We start from the raw sequence: 14468 nt of genomic DNA, 5'->3' as shown, positions 1-14468 counted from the left end.
TGCCTTCGTCCGGCGTCTGCCGCCATTCCCAACAACGCGGTGCGGGGGGCGAACCGGCCACGGGCTCACGGGCGGTGGGGCTCTCCCGCCAGTGCATTCATTCCGGCGTGGGCAGTGCCCTCAGCGCGAAGCCGGCCGCCTTCCAGCCCGGGATCAGCTCGCGCAGCAGGTCCAGCGACAGTTGGCTGTCATCGTGCATCAGTACGATTTCGCCGGGCCGCATCGGATGGCGTTCGATGACTTCCAGCAGTTCGCCGGCGGACCGCCGGCTGTAGTCCAGGCTGTCGTAGGACCAGTACAGGATACGGCGGCGCTCGCGGATGCAGCGGGCGATCATCGGCAGCGACAGCACGCCGCGCGGTGGACGGAAGCCATGTCGCTCGCGGCCGTTGATGGCGGTCAGCAGCCGGTCGGTGCGATCGATCTCCTCGAACTGCTGCCGCAGCGACAGCGTTTCGAATCGCGGATGGGAGAACGAATGGTTGCCCAGCGTGTGGCCCTCGGCGGCAATCCGCCGGGCCAGCTCCGGGTGCCGTTCGATCTGCTGGCCGATCAGGAAGAAGCTGGCCCGCGCATCGTGCTCGGCCAACAGGTCCAGCAGCGGCGCGGTGTGCTCGGGATGCGGGCCGTCGTCGAAGGTCAGGTAGATCGCGCGGCCGTCAGCCGGACCAGCGGTGGTCAGCCAGGCATTGGGCATCCATTGCAGGACTTTCAGGCGGCGCGGCCGGGGGTTCATGCGGCGTAGGGTCCGGATTCGGGGGAATAAATGCCGCGGTGCGCGCCCGCGCACGAGGCCGCACGCGGATCATGACGGTTGCGGATGACAATGTGGCGAATCGCGCGCATCAGCCGACCTCCACCTCGGGAGCCAGCTCGCCCAGCGCGCTCGGCTGGCCGGCATACAGGCGTTCGTAACGCAACGCCATGGTCCGGAATGAACCTTCCGCCAGCACCCAGTCCCGGCCGGCACGGCCCATCCGCATCGCGGTCTCCGGCGCTTCCAGCAGGGCCAGCAGCGCCGCCGCCAGCGCGTCGGGATCTCCCGGGGCGATCAGTTTTCCGTTGTGGCCGTCACGGACGATCTCGCGATTGCCGCCGACGTCGGTCGCCACGATCGGCAGGCCCGCGGCGCAGGCCTCCAGCAACGCGATCGAATAGCCCTCGCTGCGCGAAGGCAGTGCGAACACTTCCATCCCGGTCAGCAGCCGCGGCACATCGCTGCGGTCGCCGAGGAAACGCACGGCATCGCCCAGCGCCAATTCACCGGCCAGGCGTTCAAGCGGGGCACGCAGGGCGCCATCGCCGACGACCGCCAGCACCGCCTGCGGCATCTCCTCACGCAAGCTCGCGAACGCGCGCAACAATCCCTGCTGCTCCTTGACCGGCTGCAGTCGCCCGACCGTGCCGATGATGCGACAGTCGGCGGGCCAGCCCAGCTCCGCGGCCAGCGCCGCGCGCCCGGCCGCATCGGCGGCCTGGAAGCGTTCCAGGCGGATGCCGTTGGGCACCGCCAGCAGGCGCTCGCGCGGGCGCACGCCCTGGTCGTCGAAACACCGGCGCGCGGCTTCGCACACGCCGGCGACGTAGTCGGTCAGGCGCATGCTGCGGCGATACAGCCATTCCTTGCGACTGCGCGGATCCACGGCCCCCATGCTGTGGCGGGTGTTGATCACCCGCGCCAGCGGCAGGCCCCACGCCGCCAGCACCGCATGGTAGTGCGCGGTGGCGTTGTGGGTATGCAGCACCGCGCCGGGGTGGCGGCGGAGCAGCGCGCGGGCACGGCGCACCGCCGACCAGTCCAGGCCCCGCCGCTTGTGGCAGGCGGTCACTTCCACGCCCTGCGCGGTCAGTTCCGATGCCAACTGGCCAGGTTCGAACAGGCAGATCACCCGGCACTCGTGGCCGGCGTCGCGCTGGGCCGCGACCAGATCGATGACGGTGCGCTCAAGCCCGCCGCGCTCCAGGTTCTCGACGAAGTGGATGACTTCCATACCCTTCATGTCAGTTCAGATACCGTCACGCGTTGTTTGCCGGTCGCGGTCAGCGGAATGTCGTCGGCGAAGCGGAAATCCAGCGCGACCTGCTGGCCGATCACCTTGCGCAGTTCAGCGCCCATCCGTTCGACCACCGACGGATCGAAATCATGATCGCGCACCAGGGTGATCTCGAAGGCGTCCAGGCGCTTCTGCACCACCTGGTAGCGGCGGATGCCGGTGGCGCCCAGGAAAGCGTACACGATGAACTCGCCGGGAATGTAACGGCCGTCCGGCGTGCGCAGGGCGTCCAGCTTGCGGCCATCGACGCTGGCCAGCAGCGGCAACGCGCGTCCGCAGCTGCAGCGCCCCTGCCCCGGTGTCGCCAGGTCGCCGTTGACGTAGCGCAGCAGCGGCATGCCCAGGTTGTGCAGGTCGGTGACGATGATCTCGCGCGGGCCGGCAGCGTCGTCGCCAACGCCCGCACCCAGTTCCACGTGCAGGTGGTCGACGTTGATGTGCAGCCCCTTGCGGTGCTCGCACTCGGCCGCGATCAGCATGAACTCGCGGCAGCCGTAGGTGTTGTAGGCGGGACAACCGAAAGCCTGCTCAATCAACGCGCGCTGGCTCTCGTGCAGCGTCTCGGCCGCGCCGAGGATGCGCTGGGGCCGATGCACGCGGCGGCCGTTGGCGATCAGCCATTCGGACATCTTCACGATCGGCGCGACATAGGAAACGATGGTCTCCGGGCGGAACCGGTCGATGGCGTCGGCATACTCGGCCATGCGCGCATCGCTCATCTCGAAGGCGCTGAGCATGTAGCGGTTGAAGGCCGCGTGGTACAGGCGATCCTTGCGCTTCTGCGCGCCGACCGGCGTGCCCCACAGGTACAGCGTGCGCTGGCCCAGGCGCGCGCCGGCCCAGCCGTAGCCGCGCCACATGATCGCCATGCGGCGCTCGTAGCTTTCGTGGGTGTAGCCGAATTTCAGCGGTTCGCCGGTGGATCCGCCGGTGGTCTTGTACAGCAGGCCCTCGCGCCGGTTGGCCGCGATCAGCTCTTCGAAGTTGGCGCGGATGGTCGGCTTGTCCAGCAACGGCAGGCGGGCGTAGTCATCCTGGTCGCGGATGTCCTCGGGCGAGCGGATGCCCAGTTCGCTCCAGGTCCGCCGGTAGAACGGCACCTGTTCCCAGCAATGGCGCAGCAGTTGCTGCAGCTTGCGCCATTGCAGCGCGCGCAGCGCCTCCTCGTCCAGTGTCTGGCTGCGCTCGTATTCGTCCAGGTAGCGCAATGTCTTGCGTCGGCGCAGGCCGGATTCGTACAGCGGGAACAACACGCGCCGGAACAACGGTTCGTACAGGCTCATGAGGTGCCCTCCCCCGGCGCGCGCTGGTAGGCCCAGGCCAGGAAGCGTGCGCCCAGCTGTGGACGGCCCGCGGCGAAGCGCTGGTGCAGGTGCTGCAGGTGTTCGATATCGCCGCGGCTCCAGCACCCCAGCAGCAGCGTCAACGGTACGTAGGCCAGGACCAGCACCGCACCGCCGGCCAGCACGGAGGCGATCGGCAGCAGGCCGCGCAACGGCCAGGCGAGCAGGCCGGCCAGCGCGGCGGCGAGCAGGATGCGCGCCAGCCGCGCCCATTCCGGCTGCGCGTGACTGACCCGGGTGGCCAGGGTCATGTAGACCGCCGCGTTGACGGTGGCGACGGTGATGTAGGCGACCACCGCGCCCTTCAGCGCGAAATGCGCGATCAGCACCGCGTCCAGGACCACCTTGAGCAGCGCGCAGATGATCACCAGCACCAGGATGCTGCGCTGGCGATCGGCGCTGACCAGCAGGCTGGAGCCGCCCTGGGTCATTGCGGTCAGGCAGGCCGCCACCAGGCAGACCGCGAACACCGGCCCGGCCGCGTAGTACTCGCGGCCGTACAGCAAATGGATGACGTCGTTGCAGAACACCACGCCGAACGCCGCCAGCGGCGCGGCCAGCAGGACGAGATAGCCGGTGGTGGCGACGAAGCGCTGCGCGGCGATCTCGCGCCCGCGGCTCAATGCATTGGCCATCATCGGCAGCAGCAGCGCCCCGAACACGCCCGGCACCAGCATCGCCGCGCCGATGGCCAACTGGTAGGCGACCTTGAACTGGCCGGCGGCATGGCTGTCGGCGTACATGTTCAGGAACATCACTTCCACTTCGCTGGCCGCCATGAAGCCGACCGACACCGTCAGCGCGGTCCAGCCCATGTGCCGTCGTACCCGCGCCAGCAGCGGGGCCGGCAACTGCACGCCCGGCTGGCGCGCCGGCACCATCGGCGCGATCTGGCGGAACGAGATGCCGAAGAACACGAAGCTGGAAATGACGAACACCGCCAGCAGCCATTCCACCGGCGCGTCCAGCCGCCAGGCCAGCAACACCAGCAGCAGGTTGATCGGCGTGGATACCAGCGCCACCGTCGCGGTGGCGCGGAAATTCTCGAAGCCCTTGGCCACGCCGATGTTGAACATGTACGACGAGCGCAGCGCCACCGCCACCACCAGGAAACCCAACAGCAACTTGTGGTTCATGCCCGGGGCGATGTGGTCGCCGCCGAAGATGAACACCGCCGCGCCGGCCAGCAGTACCACCAGCAGGAAAATCCGCTGCGCGCGCCGCAGGTAGTCCAGCAGGTACGGCACCATCTCCGTGCGCTCGGTGCCGCGCAGTTCGGCGACGAACTTGATCGCCGCGCTGGCGGTGCCCGAGTTGGTGATCGCCACGCCCATCGCCACCAGCCAGATGACCAGGCTGTAGGTACCGAAACCGTCCGGCCCCAGGTGCCGGGCGATGACGATCGAAGTGAGCATGCCCAGCACGTACTCGGTGTAGGTGCCCACCGAGGAGAACAGGGTGTTGCTGAGGGTGCGCGACCGACTGTTCATGCCATTGCCAGGAGGACCTTGACCACCACGTACAGCCCGATAACGCCGATTACGGCGTAAATCGGCCAGCGCAGCAGGTCCTTGTCCAGGCTGAACGCGGGCAGGCTCGGGTAGACCTCGCGCAGGCGGGTGTAGTGGGCGACCACGATGGCGATCAGCAGGTACAGGATGATCACGTAGCTGCGGCTGAGGAAGAACGCGGCGGTGATGAAGCCGCTCAGCGACATCAGCAGGGTCAGGGTCAGCGCGCGATCCTTGCGCCAGTCCGCCAGCGCCTCATCGTCCGGCACTTCCGGCGGCACGTCGTTGATGATGTCGTCGCCGCGCTGCAGCGGCGCCAACATCATCCGGAAGCTGTAGCCGACGATCGCCAGCCACAGGGTGAAACCGATGATTCCCATCTCGGCCAGCACCAGCACGAAGGAGTTGTGCGCGGTCAGCTCGTGCAGATCCGAGTAGCCACCGGCGCCGATGCCGAACACCGGGTTGCCGATGAACATCTGGATGCCTTCGTACCAGGAGTCCACCCGGCCCATCGCGGAGGCTTCGGAGACCTCCATGTCCTGCAGGCGCGAGGGCAGCATCATCAGCCCGCCCAGCGCCGCGACCCCGAGCAGGCCGGCGGTGAAGATGCCGCGCTTGCGCCACACGTACACGCCCAGCAGCGCGACCAGCGCCAGCAGGGTGCCGCGCGAGTTGGTCAGGTAGCAGCCATAGACCAGCAGGCCGGCCACCGCCAGCCAGAACAGGCGGCGCAGGCCCATCAGGCCGCCCCGCGCGCTCAGGTAGAAGGCCATCGGCAGGCACATCACGAACAACAGGCCCAGGTCGTTGGGATCATTGAAGATGCCCACGTACTGGATGCGGGTACCCTGCGAAAGTTCCACCCCGGTCCAGCCGATGCCGATGGTGGCCTGTTCCACGCCATGCAGCGCCAGCACACCCGCGCAGATGGTCAGCACCGCCATCACCGTTTCCAGCCGCTCGCGGGTGTGGGCCGCGTTGGCCAGCAGCACGTAGGCCAGCAGCACCGGCGCGAAGATGAAGAACACGAACAGCGCGCCGCCCGGCCAGCCGTTCACCACCTTGGAAACCATGGCCACGAACAGGAAGCACGGTATCAGCAGGTACTGCGGCGCCGAGAATGACTTGCGCGCGGAGAACACCCACAGGCCTGCGGCCAGCAGCAGCGCAATGGACTGCAGCGGCGGCCCCGGGTTCTCGGCAATGGCCGGATAGTCCTGGGGCCGGATGATCACCAGCGCCAGATACACCAACAAGAAAAAGAACATCAGCCCCTGTCGCTCCGCTCGTTCAACCTGTGCGCAACCTTGATGTGTAGCTGAACACCTCCGGCACCGCCACCATCGCCTCGAACCATTCCCGGTCCATCTGCCGTTCCACCGGCAACCGCGGCACCGAGTACAGCGTGGTGGCCTCGATCGCGCGCGTGCCGGCCACGTAGCTGCAGGCCATCCGGAATCCCGCCGCCCGCACCGCCTCGACCGTGTCGCCGTCGAACGCGTCCGGCCCGCCGACCGGATAGGACAGCACCGCGACCGGACCGCCCAGTTCGCGCTCCAGCGCCTGCTTGGAACCCTGCACCTCGGCAACCATCCGATCCCGCGGCAGCTTGGCCAGCATCCGGTGGTCCACGCCGTGCGAACCGATTTCCATGCCCGCCGCGCGCATTTCGCGCAACTGGTCCCAGGTCATCGGCCGGCAATGGGGATGTCCCTCCGAGCGCGGCAGGCTCCACTCGCGCTCCAGCCGCGCGATCAGCGCGCCTTGGCCCTCGTCATCCAGCGACTTGAGCCGGTCCAGCAATTCCGAGGCCTGCGCGCGGCGTTCGCCCAGGTCCGGGCCCAGCGCCCAGTCCACGCCCAGCTCCGGCGCCTGCAGGCGCGCGGCCGGGGTCGAACACACCATGTGCACCAGCCAGTCATATGCGTAGGGACGGCCGGAATCGATATGGCCGGTCGATACGAAGAACATCGCCGACATGCCCAACTCGCGCAGGATCGGGAAGGCGATCCGGTAGTTGTCGTCGTAGCCGTCGTCGAAGGTCACCAGCACCGCACCGCGGGGAAGCCGCCGGCCCTGGTCCAGGTGATCCAGCACCTGTGCGAAAGTCATCGGCACGAAGTGGCGCTTCAGGTAGGCCATCTGCTGGCGGAACGCATCCGCCGAGGCGCTGATGAGATCGGTGTCGAAACTGAAGTCGGCCGGTTCGGCCGATTCCAGTACCCGGTGATAGGCCAGCACGCGCACCGCGTCGCCCGAGCCCAGCCGCATCCTGCCGAGCAGCGGCAGCACGCCGGCACGGTGGCACCAGCGCGCCAGCAGTTGCCTGCGGCCCGCACGCTCCCTTGCCTGTTTCGATGCTCCCCTGGCCATCATCCATCCGCATCCGGCAACCATGCCCGATGCCCTGAATACGCGGATTGCCGCCGAATCCGGCCACGCCGGCGCCGGTTGGCCGCATCCGCTCCGGTTTGTCGTCTGGCAGGCGAACGCAAGCGCGCTGCGCTAACGTAAACGGGGATTATCAGGGGCGTGTCCTGCATGTCGGACGATACCGACTTCGTCGCGTTGTACAACGAACTGGGGCTGGACGCGGAGTGCAGCATGCAGCTTTTCAAGCATGCCTACCGGCGCCGGGTGATGCAGTTGCATCCGGATCACCAGCGCCATCCCGCCGACGTCGCGCGACTGCAGCGGCTGAACCGCATGTACGCGGCGGCGCTGGAGTTCCACCGCGCCCACGGCCGCCTGCCCGGCGCATCGCGGCCGACACCGGTGTCGCCGGACGACGGCGGCGATGCTCCCGTGCTGGTGGACGATTTCCCTCCTGCCCCGGCGCCGGGTCCCGCGCTCGCGTTCGCCGCCGAGCAGGCGCGCTGGACCCGCGATTCCGAACCGGCCAACGATGCCGACGAGGAACCCGTGCCCGGCCCGGTGACCGGATTTCCGCGTCGTCGCCGTTACTTGCTGATATTGGCGCTGCTCGCGCTGGTGCTGTACTGGTGGGGCGCTCAGAAGAGCGCCACGCCCTCGCTGGATCCCGCAGGTCCCGGTGACGCGGTTTCGCCGGGACTGGGCACGCCGGAGATCACCAGCCGGCTTGCCGTCGGCATGGACACCCGGCAGGCCCGGCGCATCCTCGGCGAGCCCGATGGCGAGCACGCGGCCCGCTGGGACTACGGCCCTTCGTGGGTGGAGTTCCGCTGCGGCAGGGTGGCCGGCTGGTACAGCTCGCCACTGCGGCCGCTGCGGGTGGACGAGGCAAGCGCGCATGCGGCGACCGAGGAGGTGCCGCACTGCTGAAGGACCAAGGTTCAGGGGGATTCGAATGTTTGCTGGCACCGCCGGACTGCTGAAGAAGGCGCAGCGACGCCTGTGGATGAAGTACGCGCTGCGCGGCGTCGGCGGCAGCGACAACCATGCGCGGCTGGACATGGCCTATCGCATGGAGGATCCCTGGAACATGGATTCGGCGATGGAGCGGACCCGCTTCGAGGCCACCAACCGGGTGATCGAACAGGCCTTCGGCCGGGTCGGCAGCGTGCTCGAGATCGGTTGCGGCGAAGGCCACCAGACCGAATACCTGGCGCGCCTGAGCGATGAACAGTACGGCCTGGACGTCAGCGCGCACGCGGTGGCGCGCGCGCAGGCGCGGTTGCCGCGCGCGCATTTCGCCGCCGCCGACCTGTTCCACCAGCCCTGGGGCGAACAGCGCCACCGCTTCGATCTGGTCACCGCCTGCGAAGTGCTCTACTACCTGAGCGAGCCCGCCGCCACGATCGCGCGCATGCGTCACCTGGGCCGCAACGGGCTGGTGACATTCTTCGCGCCGGCCTGCGGGCGGATCGGCCCGCACGTGGAAGACATCCCGGGCGTGCGCAAGGACTGGATCCACCATGGCGCCACTGCCTGGCTGATCGCATGGTGGCGCGATGACTGACGCCGATACGACCCTGCAGGGGCTGGGCGTGGTCTATTTCGGCAACGACTGGAACGCGGAAAACCGCACCAGCAGCCACCACATCGCCACCCGCCTGGCCGGCCACATGCCGGTGCTGTACGTGGATTCCCCCGGCATGCGCGCGCCCAATGCGTCCGGACGGGATCTGAAGAAGGCATGGCGCAAGCTGAGCGCGGCGCTGCGCCGCCCCGAACGCATCCGCGAGGGATTCTGGCGCTGCACCGTGCCGCAGTTGCCGTTCCGGCGCATTCCCGGCGTGGACGCGTTCAACCGCCTGTTCGGGCGCTGGGCCGTGCGTCGCGCGCTGCGCGCGGTCGGCATCCAGCGGCGCATCTCCTGGTTCGCCGTTCCGCATCCGGGCTTCCTGGCCGGGCGCCTGGGCGAGGAGTTCTGCGTGTACTACTGCATCGACGACTACGCCGCGCACCCGGGCGTGGATCCGGAATTGATCGGTCGTCGCGACGAAGCCCTGAGCCGCGCCGCCGACCTCCAGTTCGTCGCCCCGCCGGCGCTGCTGGCGCGCAAGCGCGAACTGAATCCGCGCACGGTCTACTCCCCGCACGGCGTGGACGTGGATCTGTTCCGCCGCGCCAGCGAGGCCGGTACCGAACTGCCCGCCGCCGCGCGCGACCTGCCCGGGCCGGTGATTGGCTACATCGGCTCGCTGCACGAATGGATCGACCTGGACCTGATTGCATGGCTGGCGCGCCAGCGCCCGCAGTGGACCTTCCTGCTGGTCGGCCATGCCGCCGCCGACGTGAGCGAACTGCGCGCGCTGCCCAACGTGCGCCTGGCCGGAGCCCAGCCCTACGCCACCCTGCCGCAATGGGCCAAGGCCTTCGACGTGGCGATCATCCCGTACCGGATGAATCGCCAGGTGGCCAACTCCAATCCGCTCAAGCTGCGCGAGTACCTGGCCACCGGCAAGCCGGTGGTGAGCGTGCACAACCCCGAAATCGAGAAGTTCTCGCGCTGGGTGCGCATCGCCCGCGATCGCGAGGAGTACCTGCGCGCGCTGGAAAGCGCGCTGGCCGAGGACACGCCCCAAGCCGCCGCCGAACGCATCGCCGCGGTCGCCGACCAGACCTGGGATCGCCGCGTGGACACGGTGCTCGAAACCCTCGCGCAAGCCCTGCAACGCCAACGCCCCCTTTCCTGATCATGCTCAATACCCCCATGCCCGCTTCCGCTTCCACCCGGCTGCGCGTCGCCATCGTCGGCGCCGGCTATGTCGCCACCCATCACCTGGCCGCGCTCAAGCGCCTGGATTTCGTCGACGTGGTCGGCATTTGCGACAGCCAGCTGCCGGCGGCGCAGGCGCTGGCCCAGCGCTTCGGCGTGGCGCGCGCGGCCGCGCGCCTGGAGGATCTCGCCGACGCGCAGCCGCAGGCGGTGTACGTGCTCACCCCGCCTTCGTCGCACCCGGCCATCGCCCTGGCGGCGCTGGACATGGGCTGCCACGTGCTGGTCGAAAAGCCGATGGCCGACAGCGTGGCCGATTGCGAAGCGATGATCGCCAGCGCCCGCAGCCGCGGCCTGCTGCTGGGCGTGAACCATTCGGATCTGTTCGACCCGGTGCTGATGCAGGCCCTGCAGGCCGTGCGCGACGGCCAAATCGGCGAAGTGGTGTCGGTCGACATCATCCGCAATTCCGAATATCCGCCCTACGCCGGCGGCCCGCTGCCCGGTTCGGTGACCCAGGGTTCCTATCCGTTCCGCGATCTCGGCGTGCACGGCCTGTACACCATCGAGGCGTTCCTCGGCGACATCGAACATGCCGAGGTCGCATTCCAGGCCCGCGGCGCCGATCCCAACCTGCACTTCGACGAGTGGCAGGCGCAGGTGCGCGCCGCGCGCGGCACCGGCCGGCTGCTGCTGTCCTGGAACGCGCGGCCGATGGAAAACCGCGTGTTCGTGCGCGGCACCCGCGGCACCATCGAGGTCGATCGTTTCCTGCAGACCTGCCGCGTCCACCGCGTGCTGCCCGGCCCGAAGTTCATCGGCATCGTCGCCAACTCTTTCATCAGCGCGTTCAAGGACGTGTTCCGGATTCCCTGGAACGTGGTGCGCTTCGCCACCGGGATGCTCAAGCCCTCGCCCGGCATCCGCCACGGCGCGCAGGCATTCGCGCAGGCCGCGCGCGATGGCGCCGCACCGCCGTTCACCGGCGAGGACGCGCTGCGCATCGCCCGCCTGCTGGAACCGCTGTGCGCCGAACCGGATCGCCAGCGCCTGGCGCTGCTGGAAAGCCGCTACACCGAATTGCCGCCCGTCGATGCGCTGGTCACCGGCGCCGCCGGGTTCCTCGGCCGCCGGCTGGTCGCGCGCCTGCGCGCCGAGGGCCGCAGCGTGCGCGTGCTGGTGCGTCGTCCGGTCGCCGCCTATGCACAGGATCCCGGCGTGCAGTCGGTGATCGGCGACCTGGGCGACCCGCGCATCGTCGACCACGCGGTCAAGGGCGCGGGCGTGGTCTATCACGTCGGCGCGGCCATGCGCGGCGGACCGCGCGATTTCGAGGCCGGCACGGTGTGGGGAACACGCAACGTCGTCGACGCCTGCCTGGCCCATGGCAGCCGCCGTCTGGTCTACGTCAGTTCGATGAGCGTGTTCGATCACGCCGGCCGCGCGCCGACCGCGGTGATGAACGAATCCTCCGCCTATGAACCGCATCCGGAATGGCGCGGCGCCTACACCCAGACCAAGCTGAGCGCCGAGCGCCATGTGCGCGAGGCGATCGAGCGCCAGGGCCTGCCGGCGGTGATCCTGCGGCCCGGCCAGATCTTCGGCCCCGGCGCGGAAAAGGTCACCCCCAACGGCGTCATCGGCCTGGCCGGTCGTTGGGTCGCGGTGGGCAGCGGCGCGCAGACCCTGCCGCTGGTCTACATCGACGACGTGGTGGACGCGCTGGTGCAGGCGGCCGACGCGCCCGGTGCGCCCGGCCGCATCTTCAACATCGTGGACACCTCCGCCGTCACCCAGGAAGCCTACCTGCAGCGCGCGCAGCGCAAGCTGGGCGGCGAACTCAAGCGGCTGCGGGTGCCGGTGGGGATTTTCATGCTGCTGGGCTGGGGCGTGGAACTGCTGGGCAAGCTGCTCAAGCGCGACGTGCCGTTGACCCGCTACCGCGTGCGTTCGCTGCGGCCGCTGGCCAATTTCGACACCACCGCCGCGCGCGAACAGCTGGGCTGGACGCCGCGCGTGGGCGTGGAGCAGGGGCTGGATGCGACGTTCGGTTGACCGCGTCGCGTTCCTTCCCGCTCCTTCCGCCGATGCGCGCCCGCGTGGCACAGCTCTTGCATCACCCGCCCTGATCCCGCGCGGTCGCGCGGGGTCGTGGTGACGCCTCTCCACGGATACGAGAAACCCGCGATGCTCTCGCCCGCCACCCGCTCATTCGAAGTCCGCCTGGAGCCGCTGCCGGATCTCGAGGTCCTGCGCCTGCGCTGGGAGGAGCTGGAAAGCCGCTCCTACTGCAGCGTGTTCCTCAGCTGGCTGTGGATCGGCACCTGGCTGAAGCTGATCTGCCCGCGCAGGACCGCGCGGCTGGCGTCGGTCTACTTGAACAAGCGCCTGGTCGGGCTGGGCATCGTCACCGCGCGCCGCCGTTTCTTCGGCCTGGGACCCACCCACCTGCGGCTGCACCAGGTGGGCGACCGCGCGCTCGACAGCCTGACCATCGAATTCAACGGCCTGCTCAGCGAGGCCGGACTGGAAAGCGACACCCTGGTGGCATTCGTGGATCACCTGCATCGCCACGAACGTCATTGGCTCACCCTGTTCCTGCCGGGCATCGAGGTCGATCGCATTCCGCTGGAACAGATGCGCGCGCCGGATCTCCGCCTGCGCATGTTCAAGCGGCCGACGCCGTACATCGATCTGACCGGCCTGCGCGAAGACCACGGCCTGTACCTGTCCAGCGTGCTCGGACGCAACACCCGCGCCCGCGTGCGCCGCACCGCCCGCAGGCTGGGCGAACGCTGGGGCGAACTGCAGGTGGCCGTGGCGGCCACGGCCCAGGAGCGGCTGGCGTTCTTCGATGGCCTGGTCGCGCTGCATCAGGCGCACTGGACCGCCGAAGCCGGTGAACAGGGCGCGTTCGCCGATCCGCGCATCGTCGCCTTCCATCGCCAGCTGATCGCCGACTCCGAGCCCGGACATGGCGCGCAACTGCTGCGCTTCCAGGCCGGCGGGCATGTGGTCGGCTATCTCTACCACCTGGTGTCGCGCGGGGTGGTCTGCTTCTACCAGGCCGGCATCGACTACCCGCGCATCGGCGACTGCGGCAGTCCCGGACTCCTGTTGCTGACCGAAGCGGTGCAGCACGCGATCCAGGAGGGCCAGTCGCGCTACGAACTGATGGCCGGCGACATGGACTACAAGCGCGTGCTGGCGATGGCCGAAGGCCGCATGGCCTGGCTGTCGGTGGATCGCGTGGGCCTGCGCACGCGGGTGATGGATGCATTGCGCGGCCGCAAGCATGGAACCGTGCCGGCATGACCGCCACGGTCGCCCTGGATCCCTGGGATCGCCTGCAGGCCGCCGACTTCGCGGAATGGGAGGCCCTGGCCGGCACCAGCGCGGCTTCCAATCCATTCCTGATGCCGGGCTTCGTGCAGGCGGCGGCGCGCTGGCTGACGCCGCACGCCCCGCCGACGCTGCTGCGCGTGCGCGACGGCGGCGGCGCACTGATCGGCCTGGCCTGCCTGGAACGCCGGCGGCCCAACCTGTTCGTGCCGCTGCCGCACTGGCGCGGCTATCGCCATGCGCACGCGTTCCAGTCCGGCCTGCTGCATGCGCCCGGCGCCGCCGAGACGGTCGCCGCCGCGATGATCGATCTGATGGCGCAGCCGCGGTCACCGGTCTCGGTACTGCTGTTGCACAACCTGGTGGCCGAATGCCCGCTGTCGGCGGCGCTGTGGGCCACCCGTGATCCACGCCTGCAATGGCACGAAACCCGGCGCTTCCAGCGACCGGTGCTGCGCGCCAGGGCCGGGATCTCCACCGCCGCGCGCATGCGCGCTTCGGTGCTCAAGGATCTGCGTCGACGCCTGCGCCGCCTGCAGGACCAGGGCGAAGTCGCCACCCGCATCCTGCAGGGGGGCGATGCCGACCAGGCCGCGGCCGAACGGCACCTCGCGCTCGAGCACGCCGGCTGGAAGGGCGAGGCCGGCAGCTCGCTGCATGCCAGCGCGGCCCAGCGCGGCTTCTTCCTTGAAATGGCGGCGCGGCTGGCGCCAACCGGCGCGCTGGTGTTCGTCGAGACGCTGTGCGCGGGCAAGGTCATCGCCTCGACCAGCAACCTGATGTCGGGCCAGGTTCTCAGCGGCTTCAAGACCGGTTGGGATCCCGAGTACCGCCAGGCCAGCCCCGGCCGGCTCAACGAGTGGCAGCTGTTCGAAGCGATGCATGCGCGCTGGCCGCACCTGCGCCAGTTCGACAGCCAGGCGCAGGAGAACTCCTACCTGGCCGAGCTGCTGCCGGATCAGCAGGTCATGGTGTCCGGCGTGCTCGCCGCCGGATCCGCGGCCAATCGCTGGCTGTCGGCGGCGCGCGCGCTGCGGCCGTTGGCGTACCGGCTGGGCCACGACGACTGAAA

Annotated in this window: 12 protein-coding genes; 6 read left to right on the top strand and 6 right to left on the bottom strand. The window is 69.2% G+C overall.

Annotated features, from left to right (window positions below):
- Positions 1-97 precede the first annotated feature (97 nt).
- The 6 genes from ACTJI2_RS04120 to ACTJI2_RS04095 all read right to left on the bottom strand — a co-directional run bounded on the left by ACTJI2_RS04120 (position 98) and on the right by ACTJI2_RS04095 (position 7284).
- The gene (locus ACTJI2_RS04120; RefSeq protein WP_183642543.1) at positions 98-736 is read right to left on the bottom strand and encodes a polysaccharide deacetylase family protein; all 639 of its coding nucleotides are present in this window, start codon (positions 734-736) and stop codon (positions 98-100) included.
- A gap of 109 nt (positions 737-845) precedes the next feature.
- Positions 846-2000, bottom strand: coding sequence for a glycosyltransferase (locus ACTJI2_RS04115; protein ID WP_440841198.1), 1155 nt, complete (start codon positions 1998-2000; stop codon positions 846-848).
- Entirely contained in the window at positions 1997-3337 is a 1341-nt protein-coding gene (locus ACTJI2_RS04110) for a phenylacetate--CoA ligase family protein (RefSeq protein ID WP_318288801.1), read from the bottom strand. Before ACTJI2_RS04110 ends, ACTJI2_RS04115 begins: the two co-directional genes overlap by 4 nt.
- Entirely contained in the window at positions 3334-4887 is a 1554-nt protein-coding gene (locus tag ACTJI2_RS04105; RefSeq protein ID WP_440841197.1) for an oligosaccharide flippase family protein, read from the bottom strand. The genes ACTJI2_RS04110 and ACTJI2_RS04105 overlap by 4 nt, the downstream gene beginning before the upstream one ends.
- The gene (locus ACTJI2_RS04100; RefSeq protein WP_183642552.1) at positions 4884-6179 is read right to left on the bottom strand and encodes an O-antigen ligase family protein; all 1296 of its coding nucleotides are present in this window, start codon (positions 6177-6179) and stop codon (positions 4884-4886) included. The genes ACTJI2_RS04105 and ACTJI2_RS04100 overlap by 4 nt, the downstream gene beginning before the upstream one ends.
- A gap of 22 nt (positions 6180-6201) precedes the next feature.
- Positions 6202-7284 carry a polysaccharide deacetylase family protein gene (locus ACTJI2_RS04095; protein WP_235996556.1) on the bottom strand — a complete coding sequence of 361 codons (1083 nt, stop codon included), beginning with the start codon at positions 7282-7284 and terminating at the stop codon, positions 6202-6204.
- Between the two features lie 168 nt (positions 7285-7452).
- On the opposite strand from ACTJI2_RS04095, the gene ACTJI2_RS04090 reads away from it, so the two are divergent.
- The 6 genes from ACTJI2_RS04090 (at position 7453) to ACTJI2_RS04065 (ending at position 14466) form a co-directional block, all read left to right on the top strand.
- Positions 7453-8214 carry a DnaJ domain-containing protein gene (locus ACTJI2_RS04090; RefSeq protein ID WP_318288799.1) on the top strand — a complete coding sequence of 254 codons (762 nt, stop codon included), beginning with the start codon at positions 7453-7455 and terminating at the stop codon, positions 8212-8214.
- A gap of 25 nt (positions 8215-8239) precedes the next feature.
- A complete protein-coding gene (locus ACTJI2_RS04085) occupies positions 8240-8851 on the top strand; it encodes a class I SAM-dependent methyltransferase (protein ID WP_183642557.1) in 612 nt (203 codons plus the stop codon).
- Positions 8844-10031: a glycosyltransferase gene (locus ACTJI2_RS04080; protein WP_203321637.1), complete on the top strand. Its 1188-nt coding sequence runs from the start codon at positions 8844-8846 to the stop codon at positions 10029-10031. Before ACTJI2_RS04085 ends, ACTJI2_RS04080 begins: the two co-directional genes overlap by 8 nt.
- Before the next feature lie 17 nt (positions 10032-10048).
- Positions 10049-12109: an NAD-dependent epimerase/dehydratase family protein gene (locus ACTJI2_RS04075; RefSeq protein WP_192197587.1), complete on the top strand. Its 2061-nt coding sequence runs from the start codon at positions 10049-10051 to the stop codon at positions 12107-12109.
- Between the two features lie 132 nt (positions 12110-12241).
- On the top strand, positions 12242-13369 hold the full coding sequence (locus ACTJI2_RS04070; protein ID WP_203321636.1) for a GNAT family N-acetyltransferase: 1128 nt from the start codon (positions 12242-12244) through the stop codon (positions 13367-13369).
- Positions 13366-14466, top strand: a complete 1101-nt coding sequence (locus ACTJI2_RS04065) for a GNAT family N-acetyltransferase (RefSeq protein ID WP_440841196.1) — start codon at positions 13366-13368, stop codon at positions 14464-14466. The genes ACTJI2_RS04070 and ACTJI2_RS04065 overlap by 4 nt, the downstream gene beginning before the upstream one ends.
- Positions 14467-14468 lie beyond the last annotated feature (2 nt).

It is taken from the genome of Pseudoxanthomonas sp. 22568, assembly GCF_052044485.1.
GTDB lineage: Bacteria > Pseudomonadota > Gammaproteobacteria > Xanthomonadales > Xanthomonadaceae > Pseudoxanthomonas_A > Pseudoxanthomonas_A beigongshangi.
Note: the sequence above shows the minus strand (reverse complement) of the source record. Positions and strands in the feature narration are given on the sequence as shown.

What these genes read in the sequence shown, in the direction of transcription:
- ACTJI2_RS04120 (WP_183642543.1), bottom strand. Translation starts at nt 736, where the DNA reads ATGAACCCCCGGCCGCGCCGCCTGAAAGTCCTGCAATGGATGCCCAAT.
- ACTJI2_RS04115 (WP_440841198.1), bottom strand. Translation starts at nt 2,000, where the DNA reads ATGAAGGGTATGGAAGTCATCCACTTCGTCGAGAACCTGGAGCGCGGC.
- ACTJI2_RS04110 (WP_318288801.1), bottom strand. Translation starts at nt 3,337, where the DNA reads ATGAGCCTGTACGAACCGTTGTTCCGGCGCGTGTTGTTCCCGCTGTAC.
- ACTJI2_RS04105 (WP_440841197.1), bottom strand. Translation starts at nt 4,887, where the DNA reads ATGAACAGTCGGTCGCGCACCCTCAGCAACACCCTGTTCTCCTCGGTG.
- ACTJI2_RS04100 (WP_183642552.1), bottom strand. Translation starts at nt 6,179, where the DNA reads ATGTTCTTTTTCTTGTTGGTGTATCTGGCGCTGGTGATCATCCGGCCC.
- ACTJI2_RS04095 (WP_235996556.1), bottom strand. Translation starts at nt 7,284, where the DNA reads ATGGCCAGGGGAGCATCGAAACAGGCAAGGGAGCGTGCGGGCCGCAGG.
- ACTJI2_RS04090 (WP_318288799.1), top strand. Translation starts at nt 7,453, where the DNA reads ATGTCGGACGATACCGACTTCGTCGCGTTGTACAACGAACTGGGGCTG.
- ACTJI2_RS04085 (WP_183642557.1), top strand. Translation starts at nt 8,240, where the DNA reads ATGTTTGCTGGCACCGCCGGACTGCTGAAGAAGGCGCAGCGACGCCTG.
- ACTJI2_RS04080 (WP_203321637.1), top strand. Translation starts at nt 8,844, where the DNA reads ATGACTGACGCCGATACGACCCTGCAGGGGCTGGGCGTGGTCTATTTC.
- ACTJI2_RS04075 (WP_192197587.1), top strand. Translation starts at nt 10,049, where the DNA reads ATGCCCGCTTCCGCTTCCACCCGGCTGCGCGTCGCCATCGTCGGCGCC.
- ACTJI2_RS04070 (WP_203321636.1), top strand. Translation starts at nt 12,242, where the DNA reads ATGCTCTCGCCCGCCACCCGCTCATTCGAAGTCCGCCTGGAGCCGCTG.
- ACTJI2_RS04065 (WP_440841196.1), top strand. Translation starts at nt 13,366, where the DNA reads ATGACCGCCACGGTCGCCCTGGATCCCTGGGATCGCCTGCAGGCCGCC.